Source organism: Bradyrhizobium sp. WSM1253, from assembly GCF_000244935.1.
GTDB lineage: Bacteria > Pseudomonadota > Alphaproteobacteria > Rhizobiales > Xanthobacteraceae > Bradyrhizobium > Bradyrhizobium canariense.
Map to the genome: position 1 here is coordinate 7,858,462 of NZ_JH600073.1, position 16,393 is coordinate 7,874,854.

The window sequence follows — 16,393 nt, forward strand, 5'->3', positions numbered from 1 at the left end:
AACTGTGCAGCTTCGCCCCTAAGCTTGGCGTCGTGGCCAGCCTTTCGAGCATTTCGAAGAGCCGGCTCGCGAGGTCGCTTTGGAGCTGTGCAATGGACAAAATGAGAATCGACAAGGGTGACTGGCTGGTCGTGTGCGACGGGCGCAAGGCGCTCATTCTGGAAAACCTCGGCGACGAGATGTTTCCGAACCTCCACACCAGGGAGGTGCACGAACAGCCCAATCCCTCGACCGGTGCGCAAGGGACCGACGCGCCGGGCAGGCTCCATGGCGCGGCCGGCAGCGCGCGCAGCTCGGTAGAGCAGACTGATTGGCACGACGAGGCCGAGCGCGCCTTCCTGCGCGGCCTGGCCGGACGGCTCGATGCCGCCGTTAGCTCAGGCGAGACCTCGGCCTTGACCCTGGTGGCCTCGCCGCGTGCGCTTGGGATGATCCGCGCCGATTATTCGGACGTGGTGCGCAAGGCTCTCCAGGGCGAGGTCGGCAAGGACCTCGTCAAACTGCCGGTCTACGAGATCGAGAAGCAATTGCTGCTGTCGGGCGCCGCCAAATAGTCGTCCGTTAAGAAGCCGAATTGAGCGGGAGCGGACAGGCAAGCGTATGCGATAGCTGGATCAGGAAGAGGCACAAGAGTTCTCTGAGCCAGGCGAGGATACGGCGGAAGTTGTGGCCGACTGCTGAGAGCACGACGTTGGCGGCGTCGCCGGCGCGGCCTTTGAGATAGCAGCGGCCAAGGTGACCTTCGGCCTTCAGATGTCCGATGATGGGCTCGATGGCGGAGCGGCGCCGGAGCTCGCGCTTGATGGCGCCGAACACGCCGCGCTTCTGGCCCGAAATGAAGACGCGACGGGGATTTTGCGTGTCGTGGCCGCGATATCCCTTGTCGACATAGGCCCGCTCGATCGGACAGCCAGTGAGCGCCTCGGTGCGGTCGATGACGTCCCGCAGGGTATGACCGTCGTAGGGATTATCGGGCAGCGACCTGGCGTGCAGTACGAACAGGCCACCGGGCGCCCGGCGGTTGTTGGTGACGATGGAGGCCTTCACGCCGAACTCGTAAGGCGCGGCGGCCTTGCCTTTGCCGATGCATTCCACCTCCGGGGCATGGAAGGAATAAAGCTTCCAGCCGCGTTGGCGCTGCTGCTGCGAGCGGATTTGCACGGCCCGGCCAAGCGGGAGGGCGAATGCCTCCTCCAATGCCGGCTGGCCCTCGATCTTGCGGCGGATGTCGCGGATGATGCGGCCGAGCCGGCTGCGCAGAATGCGCAACTGCCGCTGATGCCGGCTGAACTGTTTGGCATGGGCGTAGCGGCCCGCCATCATCGCGGCGGTCTTGGCCACACGAGAATAGGATTGCCGCAGCCTGACGGCGTGCCTTCTCGCCAGGCGGTTGAGCCCCTTGATAGCCGCATGGAGCAGCTTGGCATCGGTCGGAAAGGTGATGGCCTTCGGCTGCACCGTGGTGTCGACGGTGACGCGCTTGAGGTCCTGGCCGCGTAACGCGCCGGCCTCGTGCGCCACCCGCAGGCTCTCCGCCAGCAGCAGCTCCAACTTGTCGCCGAGCCGCTTGCGCCAATGGCTCAGGTCCGAGCGCTCGTGCGGGAAGGCATGCTGAAAGAACTCTTGCCCGGTGAAGAACTGGAAATACGGGTCGTGAACCCAGCGCTCGCAAACGCCCTCATCGGACAGCCCGTAAGTGTGCTTGAGCAACAGCAGCCCGATCATGAACCGGGTCTCGATCCCGGGCCGGCCATTCTCGCTGTAGAGCGGCGCGACCTCGCCGTCGATCCAGTCCCAATCGATCTTGCCGGCGAGCTGAACCAGCTCGTGCTTCATGTTGATGATCTGGTCCAGCCGCGCCCGGAACAGATCGTTCGATCCCGTCGTCCTGTGCTTCTTCGGTCGCATCGGCCCCTCCGATGCACCACAGAATCATGGCCCGCAGCGAAAGGGAATCCACAAACGACAATTGCAAGATTTGGGGGCCTCAAGCCCCCAATCCCTGCAATCTCAAATGCCGCCGCAACCGGAAAACTGACTCCTGCTCAATCGCTTAGAGCCTTGTTCACGGACGACCAAATAGCGGCCCCCGCAGAGGACGCGCCTGCGCTCCTCAGAAGCAGGGGTGCCGGCGGCGGTCCTGGCCGACATAGGCGGCTGCGCTCTGGTAGCAATGGTTGGTCGACGGGCCGTCGTACAAGGCGAACGTCCCTGGCGTGATGCCGGGCCCGTAATTGTGCAGATAGCTGATCGGGTAGGGCAATGGGTTCGCGTAGTGGCGGTGGTACCGGTGATGTCCCCGCGCCTCTGCGAGGCCGGGGGCAAGGATTGCGGCCGACAGGGCTGCAATCGCGGCTACAAGCTTCAACTTGCTCATCTCGAATCTCCGGAACCCGCACGAATAGGTCAGCCGTTTATAACCAGTTCGGGCGGCCGGAGCACCCGTCTGCCGCCCGAAAACCGGGGCCAATCCCGCAGATTCCCGGGTGGGTGTGACAGAATTGCCGGTTCTATGGTCCAGACCTGCCCATTTTTGGCCTTTTCGAGATGCTTAACGAATTCCCCACACAAGTGTGACCAAAGAGAATTAGCTCAAGACTCCTGTTGCCGGCTTTTTGGGGTCCATAGGCCGGTCCATTCCTGAAGGCTTTCGCCGTCACCTCGCCATGCGCATCACGCTTCTGAGCCTGCTGTTGCTCTCGGTCGTCGCCGCCACGCCGGCGCGCGCCGAACTGCACATCACCCGCGACCACGGCGGCTATGTCGAGGAGTACAAGGCCAAGTACAAGCGCGTCCGCGAGAAGGGCGAGCGCGTCATCATCGACGGCATCTGCAACTCGGCCTGCACCCTGGTGCTCGGCATCGTGCCGATGAACAAGATCTGCGTGACGCCGCGCGCCAGCCTCGGCTTCCACCAGGCCTACTACGACAAAGCCTTCACCTTCGGCATCAAGGTCACCAGCGCGGAGGGGACGTCCGACCTGATGGCCTATTACCCCGACACGGTGAAGGACTGGATCCGCCGCAATGGCGGGCTCACCACCGATATGAAAAAGATCAAGAACGGCGTCGAGCTCTGGAAGATCATCGATCCCTGTCCGGACGAATGGTGAGCGGCTGAGCAGCCGCTTCCGTCGCAGCGCAGCATCGTCTGAACGGAATTGGCCGAAATTCGCATTGCCGCATTGGCCCCCGGTGGGGCAATGAGGGCGGCAATGAACCAAAATCAAGAAGCCCTGACCGCCCGTGCCGCGCCGATCCTGTTCGTCCTGCTTTGGAGCACGGGCTTCATCGGCACCAAATACGTCGTCAACAATGCCGATCCCTTGACCTACCTCGCGATCCGCATGGCGTTCGTGGTCGGTCTGATGGCGATCATCGCCACCGTTGCGCGACCGAAATGGCCGGACCGTATCGGCATCGCGCACAGCGCGGTCGCGGGCATTCTCGTCCATGGCTTCTATCTCGGCGGCACCGCAATCGCGATCGCGCACTCGATTCCGGCCGGGCTCTCCGCGCTCATTCCGGGCCTTCAGCCGATCCTGACCTCGACCATCGCCAACCGCTGGCTCGGGGAGAAGGTGACGCCGGTGCAATGGGCGGGGCTCGTGCTTGGCCTCGGCGGCGTGGTGCTGATCCTGCACGGCCGTCCCATGACCGGCGAAGCCGGGCTCGGCTGGCTCGCCTCCGTGGTCTCGCTGATCAGCATCACCCTCGGCACGCTCTATCAGCGCCGCTACTGCAGCCACATCGACTGGCGGGCCGGCAATCTCGTGCAGTACGTGTCCGTCACGATCTTCTTCGCGATCGGCGCCTTCCTGTTCGAGGACCGCGTGGTGCACTGGACGCGCGAGTTCATGCTCGCGCTGGCCTGGCTCGCCGTGGCGCTCTCGATCGGGTCGATCGGGCTGCTGTACTGGCTGATCCGCCACGCCGCCGCCACGTCTGTTGCAAGCCTGTTCTATCTGGTGCCAGCCGTGACGGCGCTGATGGCTTATCTGCTGTTCGGAGAAAAGCTCGATGCGCTGGCGATCGCGGGCATGATGATGTGCGCGGCCGCGGTGTTCGTGGTCAACCGACGCTTCTAGGGCCGGTGGGCCGGATCGCCGGAATACATCCCTGACGTGCGCGGCAAGTTCGTGCTAAGGTCGGCGCATTTCAGTGCCCCTTTCACAGGTGATTTTCCATGAAGAAAGCGAGACGCGCATTGCTTGGCAGGTCGCTGAAGCCGGTCCGGATTGCCTGCCTCAACTACGCGGAGCCGATGATCAGCGGCCGCAAGATGGCCAGGCTCACAGCGGCGCTCCAGAAATGCTACGACAAGCACTTCCTGCCGGTGTGGGGCTATCCGGTCGACCTCTATGTCACCGAAAAGCCGAAGCCGGGCGACTGGCAGCTGGTCTATTTTGACAAGGCGTCCCACAAGAACATGCTCGGCCGCCATGAGCTGACGCATCGCCGCCAGCCGATCTCAAAGATCTTCGTCAAGGCGCTGGGCGACGAGCCGGTCAGCGTGGCAGCCTCGCACGAGCTGTTCGAGATGGTGCTCGATCCCATGGCCAATCTCTGGGCCGACAAAAACCCGAACACCCAATACGCCTATGAGGTCTGTGACGCCGTGGAAGAGGACACCTTCTTCGTGGCCGGCTTTGAGATGTCGAACTTCGTCTATCCGTCCTGGTTCGAACCGTTCAAGCACCGCCCGGGCACCAAGTTCGACCACAAGGGAACGCTGAAAGAGCCGTTCGCGATGACCAAGGGCGGCTACGTCATCAAGAAGGTCAACGGCAGGAAGGTGATCAAGGCGTTCGGCTCGCCCGAGAAGCGGCGGCGCTTCAACGCCGAGGACCGGCGAGGTCATCGCAGCGAATTCCGAGATCCGCAAGGCGTCCATCACCCGGGCCGGCGTGCAGCCAAGCGGCGAGGGTAGGGTATCCTGGAGCCGTCTCCGGGCGCGTCCACACCCGGAGACCTCGGCCTTTGCGATCAGCGCTTGGCCTTCTTGGCCTTCTTTTTCGACTTGGCAGCTTTCTTGGTGGCCTTCTTTGCCGTTTTCTTTGCTTTCTTGGCCGCCTTCTTCGACGACTTCTTTGCAGCTTTCTTCGAAGTCTTCTTGGCGGCCTTTTTCGAAGTTTTCTTCGCAGCCTTCTTGGCTTTCTTCTTGGAAGCCTTCTTCGGCGCTACTTTCTTTGCAGCCTTCTTGGCGGCTTTCCTGACCTTCTTCACCGCAGTGACAGCGGCGTCCTTGGTCGCTTCCACGGCGGTGGTGATCGTATCCATCGCCTGTTCAGTCATTGGCTTGTCGTCGTCCATATCGTCCCCCACGGTTTGCATGGAGCGATGACGATAGCGCGTTTCATAATTGTGTCAAAGCAACGCTCAACCTTTGCGGATCTTTGCGTAGGCGGCGAGCGCGCGCTCACGTCCCTTGGCATGATCGACGATCGGCTGCGGATAGCTCTTGCCGAGCGTGACGCCGGCGCTCGCAAGCTCGATCGGCGTGGCCGCCCAGGGCTGATGGATCAGCTTGGCCGGGACGTCGATCAGGAGGTGCTTGACCAGGAACGAGGCGACCACCTCGCACCCGGTTGTGCATCACGCCAGTGTGCCAGAGTTCGCGCAGGCCGGCGTCGACGATGGGATAGCCGGTGCGGCCACGCTGCCAGGCTGCGAGCGCCTTGGCGTCGGGCTTCCATGGGAAGCCATCGAAGTTTGCTTGCAGGTTTTCGGTGGCAAGGTTGGGATGGTCGTGCAGCAGGTGCCGGCAGAACTCACGCCAGCCAAGCTCGCTCAGGAACTTGTCGACGCCGGGACCGATCGCGGAGTTTTCCGCCGCGGCAAACCGCGCGGCGTGCCAGACCTGGCGCGGGCTGAGCTCGCCGAACCTCAAATGCGGTAACAGATGTGAGGTCCCCTCCCGGTCCGGGCGGTTGCAGCGACTGCTCCAGCCACCAGCGCGCCGCGGCGCCCGGCGCTCGCCCGGCCGCGTCATCGAGCACATAGAGGCAGATCACCGGCGCGCCGGTCGTCGCAGCGGCCTTGGCGGCAGCGTGGAGGGCGGGGTGATCGGACAGGCGGAGGTCATCGCGAAACCAGAGGATGATGGGCAGAGCGCTTGGCGTAGTCCTTAGCGTAGTTCTGGGCGTGGTCAGGGGTATCCTCGTTAACGATTTGGAAAGCATGTCGCGATGGGAACCGCGTTAATGCGGCCGTAAGCCGATTGCACGAATATGCAGGAATTACAGGAGTCATTCCATTCATGTACGGACGAGCAACGGCGAAGTTTCTGCCGCAATTCAAACTTGGCACCAAGGCGCTCCTGTGCGCGGTGCTGCTGATCGCCATGAATACGGCGCTCGTGGTCGGCGCCGGCTATTGGTCGCTCAGCTCCGCTTTCAATGATCGTGCGCTGCGCGATATCGAGGTGAGTTTGCGCACGCTGGCGCTGGCCTTTGCCGAAATCGTTCCCGACGCCAAGATCACGATGAAGGATGGCGCGGTCGTGCGCGCCGAGATTCCCAAGATGCCGGACTTCAGGGATCACGCCATCGTCGATCGCGCGGTGTCCTATGTCGGCGGCAACGCGACACTGTTCGTGTTCGACGAGGCGAGCGGGCAGTTCGTGCGGCGCTCGACCAACGTGAAGAAGGAAAATGGCGACCGCGCCGTCGGGACCCAGCTTGCCGCCGATCACCCGGCGCAGGCGCTGCTGCGTCGTGGCGAGGCCTACAAGGGCCCGGCCACCTTGTTCGGCAAGACCTTCATGACCGCCTATTTCCCGATCGCCGACGCCAGCGGCAAGGTCGCCGGCATCCTCTATGTCGGCATCCCGATGGCCCAATTCGAGAGCATGCTAGCCCACACCATCGAAAGCATGGCGGCCGCCGCCGGGCTCGCCGCGCTGCTGGTGCTGGTCCTGACCTTGCTGGTCGTCCGCCGTGTCACCAAGCCGCTCACCTCGGTGACGCGCTCGCTGACCGCGCTCGCCGAAGGGAAAAGCGACGTCGAGATCGATTGCGAGGATCGCGCCGACGAGATCGGCGAGATCGCCCGCACGGTCGCGGTGTTCAGGAGCAATTCGCAGGAGCGGGCGCGGATGCGCAGCGAGCAGGCGGCGGCTTCGGCTGCAGCCGCCGATCAGCGCAAATCCGACCTGCGCAATTTCGTCGAGGAGTTCCGTGGCGGTGTCGGCGGCATTCTCGACAAGGTGCTGACATCGTCAGGCGAATTCGAGCGCGCGGCGCGGCAGCTCACCGACACCGCGCGCTCCACCGCCGATCTGTCCGCGCGGTCGGCCGGAGCTTCCGAAAACGCCTCCGAGCACGTGCGTTCGGCGGCGTCGGCCTCGGACGAGCTGTCTCAATCGATCTCCGAAATCACCCGGCGGGTGCAGGAATCGAATGTCATTTCCGCTGAGGCGGTGCGGCAGGCCGAGGCGACCGATCAGCGCATCGCGCAGCTCTCCGAGGCGGGCGCGCGCATCGGCGATGTCGTCAAGCTGATCACCTCGATCGCCGAGCAGACCAATCTCCTGGCGCTGAACGCGACCATCGAGGCCGCGCGCGCGGGCGATGCCGGCCGCGGTTTTGCGGTGGTGGCCCAGGAGGTCAAGACGCTGGCCGGCCAGACCGCCAAGGCGACCGACGAGATCTCGAACCAGATCGCCAGCATGCAGCTTGCGACGGAGGAATCGGTTGTCGCCATCAAGGCGATCAGCCAGACCATCGAGCGCATCAGCGGCATCGCGGGGTCGATCTCGGCTGCGGTCGAGCAGCAGAAGAGCGCGACCCAAAACATCGTCGCCAGCGTTCGCGCGGCGGTATCGGGCACGGCCGATGTCGCCGTCAACGTCCGTCAGGCCGCCGAGGGTGCGAACGAGACGGGTGAGACGTCCAGCCGGATGTTTGCCTCCGCCCAGGCGTTGTCGGGCGAGAGCCTGCATCTGAAGGCCGAGGTCGAGGGCTTCCTCGAACGCGTACGCGCGGCGTAAGAGCTAACATCGTCATCCCGGGCGGCGCTGACGCATCGCCCGGAATGACAGTTCCGTTATTTCGGCTGCGGCACGATCCGGATGTAGGGCTTCGGCTCCTTCCAGCCCTGCGGGTAGATCGTCTTGGCCTCGTCATTGGAGACCGAGCCCGCGATGATGACGTCGTCACCCTGCGACCAGTCGGCCGGGGTCGCGACGCGGTGCTTGGCGGTGAGCTGGAGCGAGTCGATGACGCGGAGGATCTCCTGGAAGTTCCGGCCCGTCGTCATCGGATAGACCAGCACCAGCTTGATCTTCTTGTCCGGCCCGATGATGAAGACGTTGCGGACGGTCTGGTTGTCTGCGGCGGTGCGGGTGAGGGGATCGCCCGAGATCGCGGCCGGGAGCATGCCGTACAGCTTGGAGACGTTGTAATCGGTGTCGCCGATCATCGGATAGTTCGGGGCCGCGCCTTGCGTCTCCTTGATGTCCTCCGACCATTTGGCGTGGCGGTCGACCGGATCAACCGAGAGGCCCATCAGCTTGACGCCGCGCTTGTCGAATTCCGGCTTCAGCTTGGCGAGCGCGCCGAGCTCGGTCGTGCAAACCGGCGTGAAGTCCTTGGGGTGCGAGAACAGCAGCGCCCAGCTATTGCCGATCCAGTCGTGGAACTTGATCTTCCCTTCGGTGGTCTCGGCTTCGAAGTCGGGGGCGGTGGCGCCGATCGGAAGTGTCATGGTTCTACCTCATGTTATTGAATTTACTTGCGAATTCATCTTGGACCGTGGTGACCATTATAGGGGCTCCACGATCCCAAGTGAACGCTAACTGAACTGCTTCAAGTAAAATGTGAATTCCTTCTTTGAAGGCCTGATTTCCTAGCACCTTTTTGTTACAGCCGCGCCTGCGGCGAAACATCTCCACCGGGGCTATACGGGCGCGATTGCCCCGAGAAAGCCTTTTATGACTTCCATCACGCTCGCCCGTCGCTTCCCAGAACCGAAATGGTCCTGACAGCGACCAATTGGCAACCATCTCAAAAAGTCGCGACCCCCGTACCGAATCATTAACCACCCCTTTACGCCGGCATGAAAATGCTGGCCGATCAGAAGAAATCTGGAAGTGAACTATGTCTGCCGCTGCGCATAAGTCTATTGAGTCGCCGTCCCTCGAACCGTCCTGCCGCGATACCTCGGCCCATGCACTGACCATCGTGCGCGACGGCGTGATCACGGGCGAAGGTCCGACCACCAAGGGAAGGGTGCATTTCTCCCGCTCGCTCGATGCCGATGACACCGCCTGGTGCGCCCGCATCCTGACCGCCACGGCCGTCAACGACCAGCCGATCAGCCGCACTGAGGCCGAAGTGCTGTTCGAGATCAACGAAGCTGCGACCGAGCGTACCGATGGCGGCCGGTTCGACGACCTGCTGGCCAAGGCGGTGGCCCATTATGCCGCCAGCGCCTCCGGCCTGAAGGTACCGCCGCGCAGCGTCGCGCTGTCGGCCGAGTCCGATATCGAGGGCTGGGCGCCGTCCTATGCCTCCAAGGTCAACAGCGAAATGCTGGAGTGGATCGCCGGCCAGATGCGCGGCAAGCGCCACAACAACCGTCGCCTGATGGCGATGGTGGCGACCTTCCTGGGCGCCACCGCGCTGCCTCTGGCGGGCCAATTGCCGAACGTGTTCGACATCGGCATGTAAATTCTGCGCCTCTCACGAGGACGCATTTGAGCGGCGGGGTTATTTCCCCGCCGTTTTTTGTTTGCCGGTATCCGGCTCCAGCCCGAGCGTGCGGCCCGGGAAGCCGGCAGTGTCGAAATAGCGCTGGCTGCCGACGCGCTGGAAGTTCAGCACGGTCTGCAGGCCGTTCTCGGACTTCTTCGACTTCTCGCCCCCTTTGTACGCCTTCGGCATGATGCCGTTGGGCAGGGCCTCCGACATCACGCGGCCGACGAGGCCGCCGTTCTGCGAACTGCGCAGGCCGAGGAGCTGGGCGGCCGTCATGCCGACGTCGGCATTGCTCACCGGGATCTCGCTGACATAGCCGGCTTTGAAGTCCGGGCCAATGGCGGCCATGAAGTTCATGGTGTCGCCGCGGCTGAAGCTGCCATGCATGCCCTGGCCCTGGCGCAGCACGGTGTCGGCGACCTGCACCGAGCAGTTGGTCGGCGCCTCGCCGCAATCGCTGGCATAGGAGCGGAAGTTGACGACGATCGCCGGCGTCGGCGTCGCCGCCTTGCCGCGCAGGTTGATGCTCGACAGCGGCAGGGTGCCGGGGAAGCGGCCGAGCGAGTCGTCGACAAACAGGCCGGAGACGTAATCCTGCTCAAGCAGCGTCTTGATGGTCCTGGCCGCCAGCTTCTTGTCCTTGTTCGGCAAATAGATCAGGTCGGAGCCGCCATTGGTGGCGACGACGAGATCGGGCTTTTCCGGATCCTTGCCGAGCACGCCGTTGCCGGCCTTGGGATGCTTGTTGCCCTCGACTTTGGCGTTCTTGTCGTTGGGATCGAACAGCGGCAGTTCGAGCGCCTTGGCGAGGTCGAGCGCCAGAAAGCCCATCGGCAAAAAGTCCTTCGGCGTGTCGTCATAGCTGAGCTTGGCCGAGGGGCTGGTCTTGCTTTCCTTGGAGATGGTCGAGAAGCCATGGTCAGCCTGGACCATGATGTTGGTGTTTGCTGCAAGGCCGAGCTCGTCCAGCGCCTTGCGGAGCTGGGCGAGGTTGTTGTCGGCATTCTTGATGCCGGCCATCGAGGTCGGCCCGTTGATGCCGGGCATGATCTGGTTGAGGCTGTCGCCGGTGTTGTGCTGACTGCCGTCGGGGTCGCGCGACCAGAACACCAGCACGAACGGCTTGTTGCGGGCCTTGAACATCGGCAGCACGACCTTGGCCGCGACGTCGGCGAAATAGGCCTGCTGCGCGACGTTGGCCACCGTGGTGCCGGGCGTCTTGGCATCGCCCGCCTTGGAGTTGTCGCCGCGCGGCGGCGTTGCGAGGGGCAGGCCGGCCTTGGTGAGAGCGGCCTTGACCTCGTCTGACAGCGCCACGCCATTTTTGCCGCCGGTGGCATCGTCGAACACGACCGAATGCAGGCCGGTCTTTTCGGGCTTGTCGGTGTGGTCGAACTGATAGGTCGGGCCGTGCTTGCCGAGCGCGGCCGTGCTGTAGCCTTTGTCCCGAGCCAATTTCAGGATCGTGTCCTCGTTGAGATAATCGCCCTTGAAATGCTCGTCGATGTCGCCGAGCACGGCGTCATTCTCGATGAAGGGGACGACGGTGTCGCCGGCGGGCACCGAGGTGTAGTTGGTCCAGATCGTGTTGGAGAACACGCCGGTGTCGCCGAGATAATGGCCGGTCGACATCGCCGAGCCGTTGGCCATGGTGAAGGTCGGGAACAGCGAGTGCGAATTCTTGAAATTGACGCCCTTGTCGCGGATTTCGGCCATTGCGGGGGCGGTCTCGGGTGTGACCTTCAGCGCCCGCAGGCCGTCCGGAATGAACAGGATCAGGTTACGGGGCGTGTTGTTCTCGGCGGAGGCAGATCCGGTCGAGAGTCCGGCGGACAACACTGTCAGTCCGGCTGACAGCAACACCAGTGAACGGCGCATCAAAATCTCTCCCTGCGAGGCGGCTTGGCCGCCAACCGCGGCCCCCGGCTTCGTTTAGTTTCGCTGCATGACGGTTTTGTTACAAGAGCGGAGCGGCATGCAAAGAAGGGGAGGGGCCCCGCTCTGCGCGGCGTCCGGGGCACGAGATCGCGGTGTCGGCAGGCAACTGCTTCAGCACCGTCATTGCGAGCGCAGCGAAGCAATCCAGAATCTTTCCGCGGCGGCAGTCTGGATTGCTTCGCTGCGCTCGCAATGACGGAGTCTTTGGGTGGCAGCGTCACGCTTCCATTCACATTTTCGATCGCAGACGCACCTTCGCATCCTCGCGGCGCATTCGCCCGAGCTTTGCTTCGTCGCCTCACCCTCGATTGAAAGAGGGCGCAGGGAAGACCGGGTGCCGGCTGGCACCCGCGGTCCACTGTGCGAGATTGTCGTAAGAACAATGCACAGCGGCATACAGGTGAAGCCAAAACATCCGGCCTTCCCTGCGCAGTGGTTTTACGGCTTATGTCGCGCTCTCCCCGGGGAGCGATGCACTATTGCCCCCGTCGCCTTGCGGATGGCTGATCCGTGTGCCCGGTTGGGCACCCCACATCACCGCAACGCTTGGCGCACAGACCCCGGGCGCCAGGACCACACGATTTCGCCGTACGCCGATCACACCGGTCGTGTGCGCGAAGCCTTCACTCACGGTTGCCCGCCCTGCGAAGCCGTTCGCGCCGATGTGGCCCACGTCCACCGCCGTCCGGCCCGCGTTCGTGACGATCGCGATACGCCCCTCTTCCTTGGGTCGGAGTGAGAAAATTCCTAACAAAAATCCGAATTCTAATAAAGAGAAATATTTTGTCGCCGGTCCGTTGACCCCGGATTTGGGTGTTTCGTCTGAGACGACGCAAGAGATTGTGGCCGGAGCGGTCAATCCGGCGCGGTCGGCACCGGCGTATTCTGCGCGACCGCCTTAGCCGGCGCTGCCGCCGTGGAATTGCGGCCGCCATTGGCCAGGTTGCGGCGAAGCGATGGCGGCGCCGCCTGCAGGGCAAAGATGATCGCGATCTGGGTCCGGTTCTGGAGGCGGTATTTGCGCATGATGTTGCCGATATGCGCCCGCACCGTGTTCTCCGAGATTTTGAGCTCGTACGCAATGTTCTTGTTCTGCATTCCGCGTGCGATCAGCATCATCAGGTCCCGCTCGCGTGGCGTTGGTGTGATCGGATGTTTCGAATCCGGACTCATGACTGCTCCTCCGTGGCCTCTGGTCGACGCGAACACCCCAGCATGTTCTCACTCCGTCTTGAGTGCCTCGATCGGACTGAGCTTGGATGCCTTGTGGGCGGGATAAAAACCGAAGATCAGGCCGGTCGCGATCGAGAAGGCGAGGGCAAGGCCGATCGCCTGGCCATCAATCGAGGTGATCCATCCTGCCATGCGAGCGACCGTCATCGAGAGCGTGACGCCGGCACCGACGCCGATCGCCCCGCCGAGCAGACAGAGCACGAGCGCCTCGCAGAGAAACTGAAGCCGGATGTCCCGCATCCGCCCGCCAAGCGCGCGGCGGATTCCGATTTCGCGCGTGCGCTCGGTGACCGACACGATCATGACATTCATGATGCTGATGCCGCCAACCAGCAGCGAGACCGAGGCGATGGCGACGAGCAGGAGCGCGACGGTGCGGATCGCTCCCTGCTGCGCTTCCATGGCGGCGGCCGGATCCTGGACCTTGAAGTCGTCCTCCTGGCCGGCGGGAATACGGTGCCGCTGCCGCAGCAGGTTTTCGATCTCCGTTCGCGCCCCCGCCATCTGTCCGTCCGCAGCCACCTTGGCGATGATGTAGGCGACCGAATCCCGGTTGATGTTGCTTGCGCTGCCGAGGAAGCGCAGCTTGGCGGTGGTGAGCGGCACGAAGGCAACGTCGTCCTGCGCCGGTCCCTTGCGATCGAGGACGCCGACCACTTCGAGCGGCACCTTCATGATCCTGATCTGTGCGCCGATCGGGTCCTCGCCGGGCGCGAACAGCTCATGCGCCACCGTGCTGCCGAGGATCACGACCTTGCCGGCGCCTGCCTCCTCGCTGCCGGAAAAATAGCGCCCGGTCGCAAGCTGCCAGTCGCGCACCATGAAGTGCCCGGTCGTCGTCCCGTTGATGGTCGTGTTCCAGTTCTTGCTCTCGTGAATGACCTGCGCCGTTCCTGCAATCGAACCGGCCGCGGCCTGGATCTCGGGGATCTGCTCGAGAATCGCCTGCACGTCGCTCTCGGTCATGGTCAGCTTGCTGCCATTCTTGAGACGCACGCCGCCCTGGTAGACCGCGCCGGGGTTGATCATCAGCACGTTGGCGCCGATCGAGCGAATCTGCTCCTGCAGGCGAAGCTGCGCGCCGGACCCGATCGCAAACACGGTCACGATGGAGGCAACGCCGATCACGATGCCGAGCATGGTGAGGATGCTGCGCAACGGATTGAGGCGCAAGGCGTGCAACGCGATCTGAAAGCCCTGGAGCATCGTCATGGCGCAGAACTCCGTTTCGGCAGGATCGGAGCCAGCGTTTCGTCAGCAACGAGCGCGCCGTCATGCAGGCGGATCGTGCGCCGGCACTGGGTCGCGATCCCAGGATCATGCGTGATCATCACGATGGTCTGGCCGGTCCGGTTGAGCGCGGCGAACAGGGCCAGTATCTCGGCGCCGGTACGGCTGTCGAGCGCGCCGGTCGGTTCGTCGGCGAGCACGATCAGCGGTGAGGCGATCAGAGCGCGCGCGATCGCGACGCGCTGCTGCTCACCGCCCGAGAGCTGCCGTGGGAAGTAGTGGGCCCGGTGCACCATGCCGACAGCCTCCAGGCTCTGCTCGGCGCGGGCCAGACGCTCCTTGCGGCTGATGCCGCAATAGACCAGCGGCAGCGCGACGTTCTCAATCGCATTGTGGCGCGCGAGCAGATTGTAGGACTGGAATACGAAGCCGATGCTGCGGGCGCGCAGGGACGACCGGTGGTCTTCCGAGAGATCGGCGACGTCGGCTCCCTCGAGATAGAGCGCACCCTCGCTCGGCAGGTCGAGCAGCCCGATCATGTTCATCAGCGTCGATTTTCCCGAGCCGGACGGTCCCATCACCGCGACGATCTCGCCTCGTTCGATGTCGAAGCTGACATTGCGCACCGCAGCCACCGCTACTCCGTCGGCGCGATAGGTCCTGGAGACCGACTGCAAGCTGATGAGGGGCTGGGGGGCCGTCATGATCCGAACCTGATGCCGAGAAACTCCATGCCGGCTGGCCGGATGGCCTGACCCACGGCGACCTGGCTGCCCTCGACGAGGTCTCCGCTCCTGAGCGCGACCTGTTCGGTGCCGGCCGCGCCGACAGTCACGGGAATACGCCGGAGTGAGCCGCTTGCGGTGCGCGCCCACACCCCGCTGCGCGCCGCGGCATCCGGCTGCGTGCCGGAGGGCTGGAAGCGCAACGCGGCAAGCGGCACTTTCAGCACGTCATCCTGCCGCTCGATCACGATCTTCACCAGGGCCGTCATGCCGGGCAGCAACGCGCCGTCGAGATTGGAGGTCGCCAGGACGACGGTGTAGGTCACGACGTGCTGCTGGTTCTGCGGTGCCTTGCGCACCTGCCGCACCACCGCCTCGAAGCGGCGGTCCGGGTAGGCATCCACCGTGAAATGGGCGCGCTGGTCGGGGGCGATACGCCCGATATCGGCTTCGTCGACCTGCGCGTGAATTTCCATGTCCTCCAGTCGGTGCGCGACCACGAACGTGGTGCGCGATTCCAGTCCGACCGCGAGCGTCTGACCCTCGTTGACGAACCTGCCAACGACGACGCCATCGATCGGCGAGCGGATCACGGTGCGGTCGAGATCGGCCTGGGCGGCAGCGAGAACGGCCGCCTTCTCCGGCACGGCCATGCGTGCCTGCTGCAATTCCGCCTCGATCCGGCGGATATCGGCCTGCGCGCCGTCGACTGAGTAGGCGTTCAGGGACATGAGGACTTCGGCTTCGCGCTCTTGGGCAAGCCTCGCGGTGAACTCCGTCTGGGCGTCATCCACCGCCGTTACCGCCACGACGTTTTGTGACTGTAGAGCCAGCTTGCGCTGCAAGGTCTTCTGCGCCGACGCCTTGACCGCCTGCGCGCTGTCGAGCTTGGCTACGAGGACGTCTCTGCTGCCCCTGGCGTTTTGCAGATCGATCCTGGCGCGGTCGAGCTTGGCCCGCTCGATGTCGACAAAGGAGTTCGCCACCGCCACCGCCGCCCTGGCTTCGTCGACCTTGGCCGCAAAGCTGCGCGGATCGATCAGGGCGAGCGGTTGATCCTTGGTGACGGTGTCGTTGAAATCGACATAGACCCGGGCGAGCTGCCCGGACAACTGGGAACCCACCTCGATCGTCTTGACCGGCTGCAGGGCGCCGGTGACGGTGATGGTCTGCTCGATGCTGCCGCGCTGGATCGAGGCATAGCGGAATACGGGGGCGTCCGATCCGAAGCTCCGTGCGTCCCGCCCGACGGGTTTGAGCAGCCGCTGGGTCGATTCATAGGCGCGGGCCGCCTTCTCCGCGGCGCTCCCGGCCGCGTCGCTGATCACGGCTGGCCGGGCGGCGTAGACCGCGGCGAGGCCACATGCAGTTCCGAGCAAGGCAATAACTGGCACAAATCGCATATCAAAAACCCGCCTCTTGAAATGGCGTCGTTGGCGGCAAGGACAAATATCGCGCTATGGTTGTAAACGCGCTATGGTTGTAAATCTCAGAAAACGCAGTCGATCGTCAGTGTGTCGCCGCTGTAGGGGCGACGGTCGGGCGCGCTTGATGATCCAGAAGTAAAGT

At 63.7% G+C, this 16,393-nt stretch carries 15 protein-coding genes and 2 pseudogenes; 6 read left to right on the forward strand and 11 right to left on the reverse strand.

The features are described 5' to 3' along the window. Window positions 1-92 precede the first annotated feature (92 nt). Entirely contained in the window at window positions 93-554 is a 462-nt protein-coding gene (locus tag BRA1253DRAFT_RS38065) for a host attachment protein (protein ID WP_007603102.1), read from the forward strand. A 7-nt stretch (window positions 555-561) separates the two neighbouring features. On the opposite strand, the gene BRA1253DRAFT_RS38070 is transcribed toward BRA1253DRAFT_RS38065, so the two are convergent. Next, window positions 562-1,908, reverse strand: coding sequence for an IS5 family transposase (locus BRA1253DRAFT_RS38070; RefSeq protein ID WP_007603108.1), 1,347 nt, complete (start codon window positions 1,906-1,908; stop codon window positions 562-564). A gap of 205 nt (window positions 1,909-2,113) precedes the next feature. Beyond that, window positions 2,114-2,377 carry a hypothetical protein gene (locus BRA1253DRAFT_RS38075; protein ID WP_007603106.1) on the reverse strand — a complete coding sequence of 88 codons (264 nt, stop codon included), beginning with the start codon at window positions 2,375-2,377 and terminating at the stop codon, window positions 2,114-2,116. 289 nt (window positions 2,378-2,666) lie between these two features. Here BRA1253DRAFT_RS38075 and BRA1253DRAFT_RS38080 point away from each other — a divergent pair, with 289 nt between their 5' ends. The 3 genes from BRA1253DRAFT_RS38080 to BRA1253DRAFT_RS38090 all read left to right on the forward strand — a co-directional run bounded on the left by BRA1253DRAFT_RS38080 (window position 2,667) and on the right by BRA1253DRAFT_RS38090 (window position 4,930). Then, entirely contained in the window at window positions 2,667-3,113 is a 447-nt protein-coding gene (locus BRA1253DRAFT_RS38080) for a hypothetical protein (protein WP_007603109.1), read from the forward strand. 102 nt (window positions 3,114-3,215) lie between these two features. After that, a complete protein-coding gene (locus tag BRA1253DRAFT_RS38085) occupies window positions 3,216-4,088 on the forward strand; it encodes a DMT family transporter (protein ID WP_007603110.1) in 873 nt (290 codons plus the stop codon). Window positions 4,089-4,186: 98 nt separating this feature from the next. Continuing rightward, window positions 4,187-4,930, forward strand: coding sequence for a hypothetical protein (locus BRA1253DRAFT_RS38090; protein WP_007603111.1), 744 nt, complete (start codon window positions 4,187-4,189; stop codon window positions 4,928-4,930). 56 nt (window positions 4,931-4,986) lie between these two features. On the opposite strand, the gene BRA1253DRAFT_RS38095 is transcribed toward BRA1253DRAFT_RS38090, so the two are convergent. The 3 genes and pseudogenes from BRA1253DRAFT_RS38095 to BRA1253DRAFT_RS46400 form a co-directional block, all read right to left on the reverse strand. Beyond that, the gene (locus BRA1253DRAFT_RS38095; RefSeq protein ID WP_035994721.1) at window positions 4,987-5,313 is read right to left on the reverse strand and encodes a hypothetical protein; all 327 of its coding nucleotides are present in this window, start codon (window positions 5,311-5,313) and stop codon (window positions 4,987-4,989) included. A gap of 66 nt (window positions 5,314-5,379) precedes the next feature. Next, a pseudogene (locus tag BRA1253DRAFT_RS42510) lies at window positions 5,380-5,983 on the reverse strand (FAD-binding domain-containing protein); the annotation flags it as partial. Between the two features lie 7 nt (window positions 5,984-5,990). Next, a pseudogene (locus BRA1253DRAFT_RS46400) lies at window positions 5,991-6,182 on the reverse strand (deoxyribodipyrimidine photo-lyase); the annotation flags it as partial. 77 nt (window positions 6,183-6,259) lie between these two features. On the opposite strand from BRA1253DRAFT_RS46400, the gene BRA1253DRAFT_RS38105 reads away from it, so the two are divergent. After that, window positions 6,260-7,990, forward strand: a complete 1,731-nt coding sequence (locus BRA1253DRAFT_RS38105; RefSeq protein WP_007603113.1) for a methyl-accepting chemotaxis protein — start codon at window positions 6,260-6,262, stop codon at window positions 7,988-7,990. A 56-nt stretch (window positions 7,991-8,046) separates the two neighbouring features. On the opposite strand, the gene BRA1253DRAFT_RS38110 is transcribed toward BRA1253DRAFT_RS38105, so the two are convergent. After that, window positions 8,047-8,706, reverse strand: a complete 660-nt coding sequence (locus tag BRA1253DRAFT_RS38110) for a peroxiredoxin (RefSeq protein WP_007603114.1) — start codon at window positions 8,704-8,706, stop codon at window positions 8,047-8,049. A 392-nt stretch (window positions 8,707-9,098) separates the two neighbouring features. Here BRA1253DRAFT_RS38110 and BRA1253DRAFT_RS38115 point away from each other — a divergent pair, with 392 nt between their 5' ends. Next, window positions 9,099-9,671 (forward strand): hypothetical protein, encoded by a 573-nt coding sequence (locus BRA1253DRAFT_RS38115; protein ID WP_007603116.1) that lies wholly within the window; start codon window positions 9,099-9,101, stop codon window positions 9,669-9,671. Window positions 9,672-9,710: 39 nt separating this feature from the next. Here the strand turns inward: BRA1253DRAFT_RS38115 and BRA1253DRAFT_RS38120 are convergent, their stop codons facing one another. The 5 genes from BRA1253DRAFT_RS38120 to BRA1253DRAFT_RS38140 form a co-directional block, all read right to left on the reverse strand. Then, window positions 9,711-11,576: an alkaline phosphatase family protein gene (locus tag BRA1253DRAFT_RS38120; RefSeq protein ID WP_007603117.1), complete on the reverse strand. Its 1,866-nt coding sequence runs from the start codon at window positions 11,574-11,576 to the stop codon at window positions 9,711-9,713. 915 nt (window positions 11,577-12,491) lie between these two features. Next, entirely contained in the window at window positions 12,492-12,809 is a 318-nt protein-coding gene (locus BRA1253DRAFT_RS38125) for a response regulator transcription factor (protein WP_035994724.1), read from the reverse strand. Window positions 12,810-12,857: 48 nt separating this feature from the next. Further along, window positions 12,858-14,081 (reverse strand): ABC transporter permease, encoded by a 1,224-nt coding sequence (locus BRA1253DRAFT_RS38130; protein ID WP_007603119.1) that lies wholly within the window; start codon window positions 14,079-14,081, stop codon window positions 12,858-12,860. Next, complete coding sequence (locus tag BRA1253DRAFT_RS38135; RefSeq protein WP_007603120.1) at window positions 14,078-14,803, reverse strand: ABC transporter ATP-binding protein; 726 nt, start codon at window positions 14,801-14,803, stop codon at window positions 14,078-14,080. The genes BRA1253DRAFT_RS38130 and BRA1253DRAFT_RS38135 overlap by 4 nt, the downstream gene beginning before the upstream one ends. Further along, a complete protein-coding gene (locus BRA1253DRAFT_RS38140) occupies window positions 14,800-16,227 on the reverse strand; it encodes an efflux RND transporter periplasmic adaptor subunit (RefSeq protein WP_007603121.1) in 1,428 nt (475 codons plus the stop codon). Before BRA1253DRAFT_RS38140 ends, BRA1253DRAFT_RS38135 begins: the two co-directional genes overlap by 4 nt. Between the last annotated feature and the right edge of the window lie 166 nt (window positions 16,228-16,393).

Bases quoted from the DNA above. Each gene is read 5' to 3' on its own strand.
- BRA1253DRAFT_RS38125 (WP_035994724.1), bottom strand. From the start codon at position 12,809: ATGAGTCCGGATTCGAAACATCCGATCACACCAACGCCACGCGAGCGG.
- BRA1253DRAFT_RS38085 (WP_007603110.1), top strand. From the start codon at position 3,216: ATGAACCAAAATCAAGAAGCCCTGACCGCCCGTGCCGCGCCGATCCTG.
- BRA1253DRAFT_RS38065 (WP_007603102.1), top strand. From the start codon at position 93: ATGGACAAAATGAGAATCGACAAGGGTGACTGGCTGGTCGTGTGCGAC.
- BRA1253DRAFT_RS38120 (WP_007603117.1), bottom strand. From the start codon at position 11,576: ATGCGCCGTTCACTGGTGTTGCTGTCAGCCGGACTGACAGTGTTGTCC.
- BRA1253DRAFT_RS38115 (WP_007603116.1), top strand. From the start codon at position 9,099: ATGTCTGCCGCTGCGCATAAGTCTATTGAGTCGCCGTCCCTCGAACCG.
- BRA1253DRAFT_RS38130 (WP_007603119.1), bottom strand. From the start codon at position 14,081: ATGACGATGCTCCAGGGCTTTCAGATCGCGTTGCACGCCTTGCGCCTC.
- BRA1253DRAFT_RS38070 (WP_007603108.1), bottom strand. From the start codon at position 1,908: ATGCGACCGAAGAAGCACAGGACGACGGGATCGAACGATCTGTTCCGG.
- BRA1253DRAFT_RS38095 (WP_035994721.1), bottom strand. From the start codon at position 5,313: ATGGACGACGACAAGCCAATGACTGAACAGGCGATGGATACGATCACC.
- BRA1253DRAFT_RS38105 (WP_007603113.1), top strand. From the start codon at position 6,260: ATGTACGGACGAGCAACGGCGAAGTTTCTGCCGCAATTCAAACTTGGC.
- BRA1253DRAFT_RS38080 (WP_007603109.1), top strand. From the start codon at position 2,667: ATGCGCATCACGCTTCTGAGCCTGCTGTTGCTCTCGGTCGTCGCCGCC.
- BRA1253DRAFT_RS38110 (WP_007603114.1), bottom strand. From the start codon at position 8,706: ATGACACTTCCGATCGGCGCCACCGCCCCCGACTTCGAAGCCGAGACC.
- BRA1253DRAFT_RS38075 (WP_007603106.1), bottom strand. From the start codon at position 2,377: ATGAGCAAGTTGAAGCTTGTAGCCGCGATTGCAGCCCTGTCGGCCGCA.
- BRA1253DRAFT_RS38140 (WP_007603121.1), bottom strand. From the start codon at position 16,227: ATGCGATTTGTGCCAGTTATTGCCTTGCTCGGAACTGCATGTGGCCTC.
- BRA1253DRAFT_RS38090 (WP_007603111.1), top strand. From the start codon at position 4,187: ATGAAGAAAGCGAGACGCGCATTGCTTGGCAGGTCGCTGAAGCCGGTC.
- BRA1253DRAFT_RS38135 (WP_007603120.1), bottom strand. From the start codon at position 14,803: ATGACGGCCCCCCAGCCCCTCATCAGCTTGCAGTCGGTCTCCAGGACC.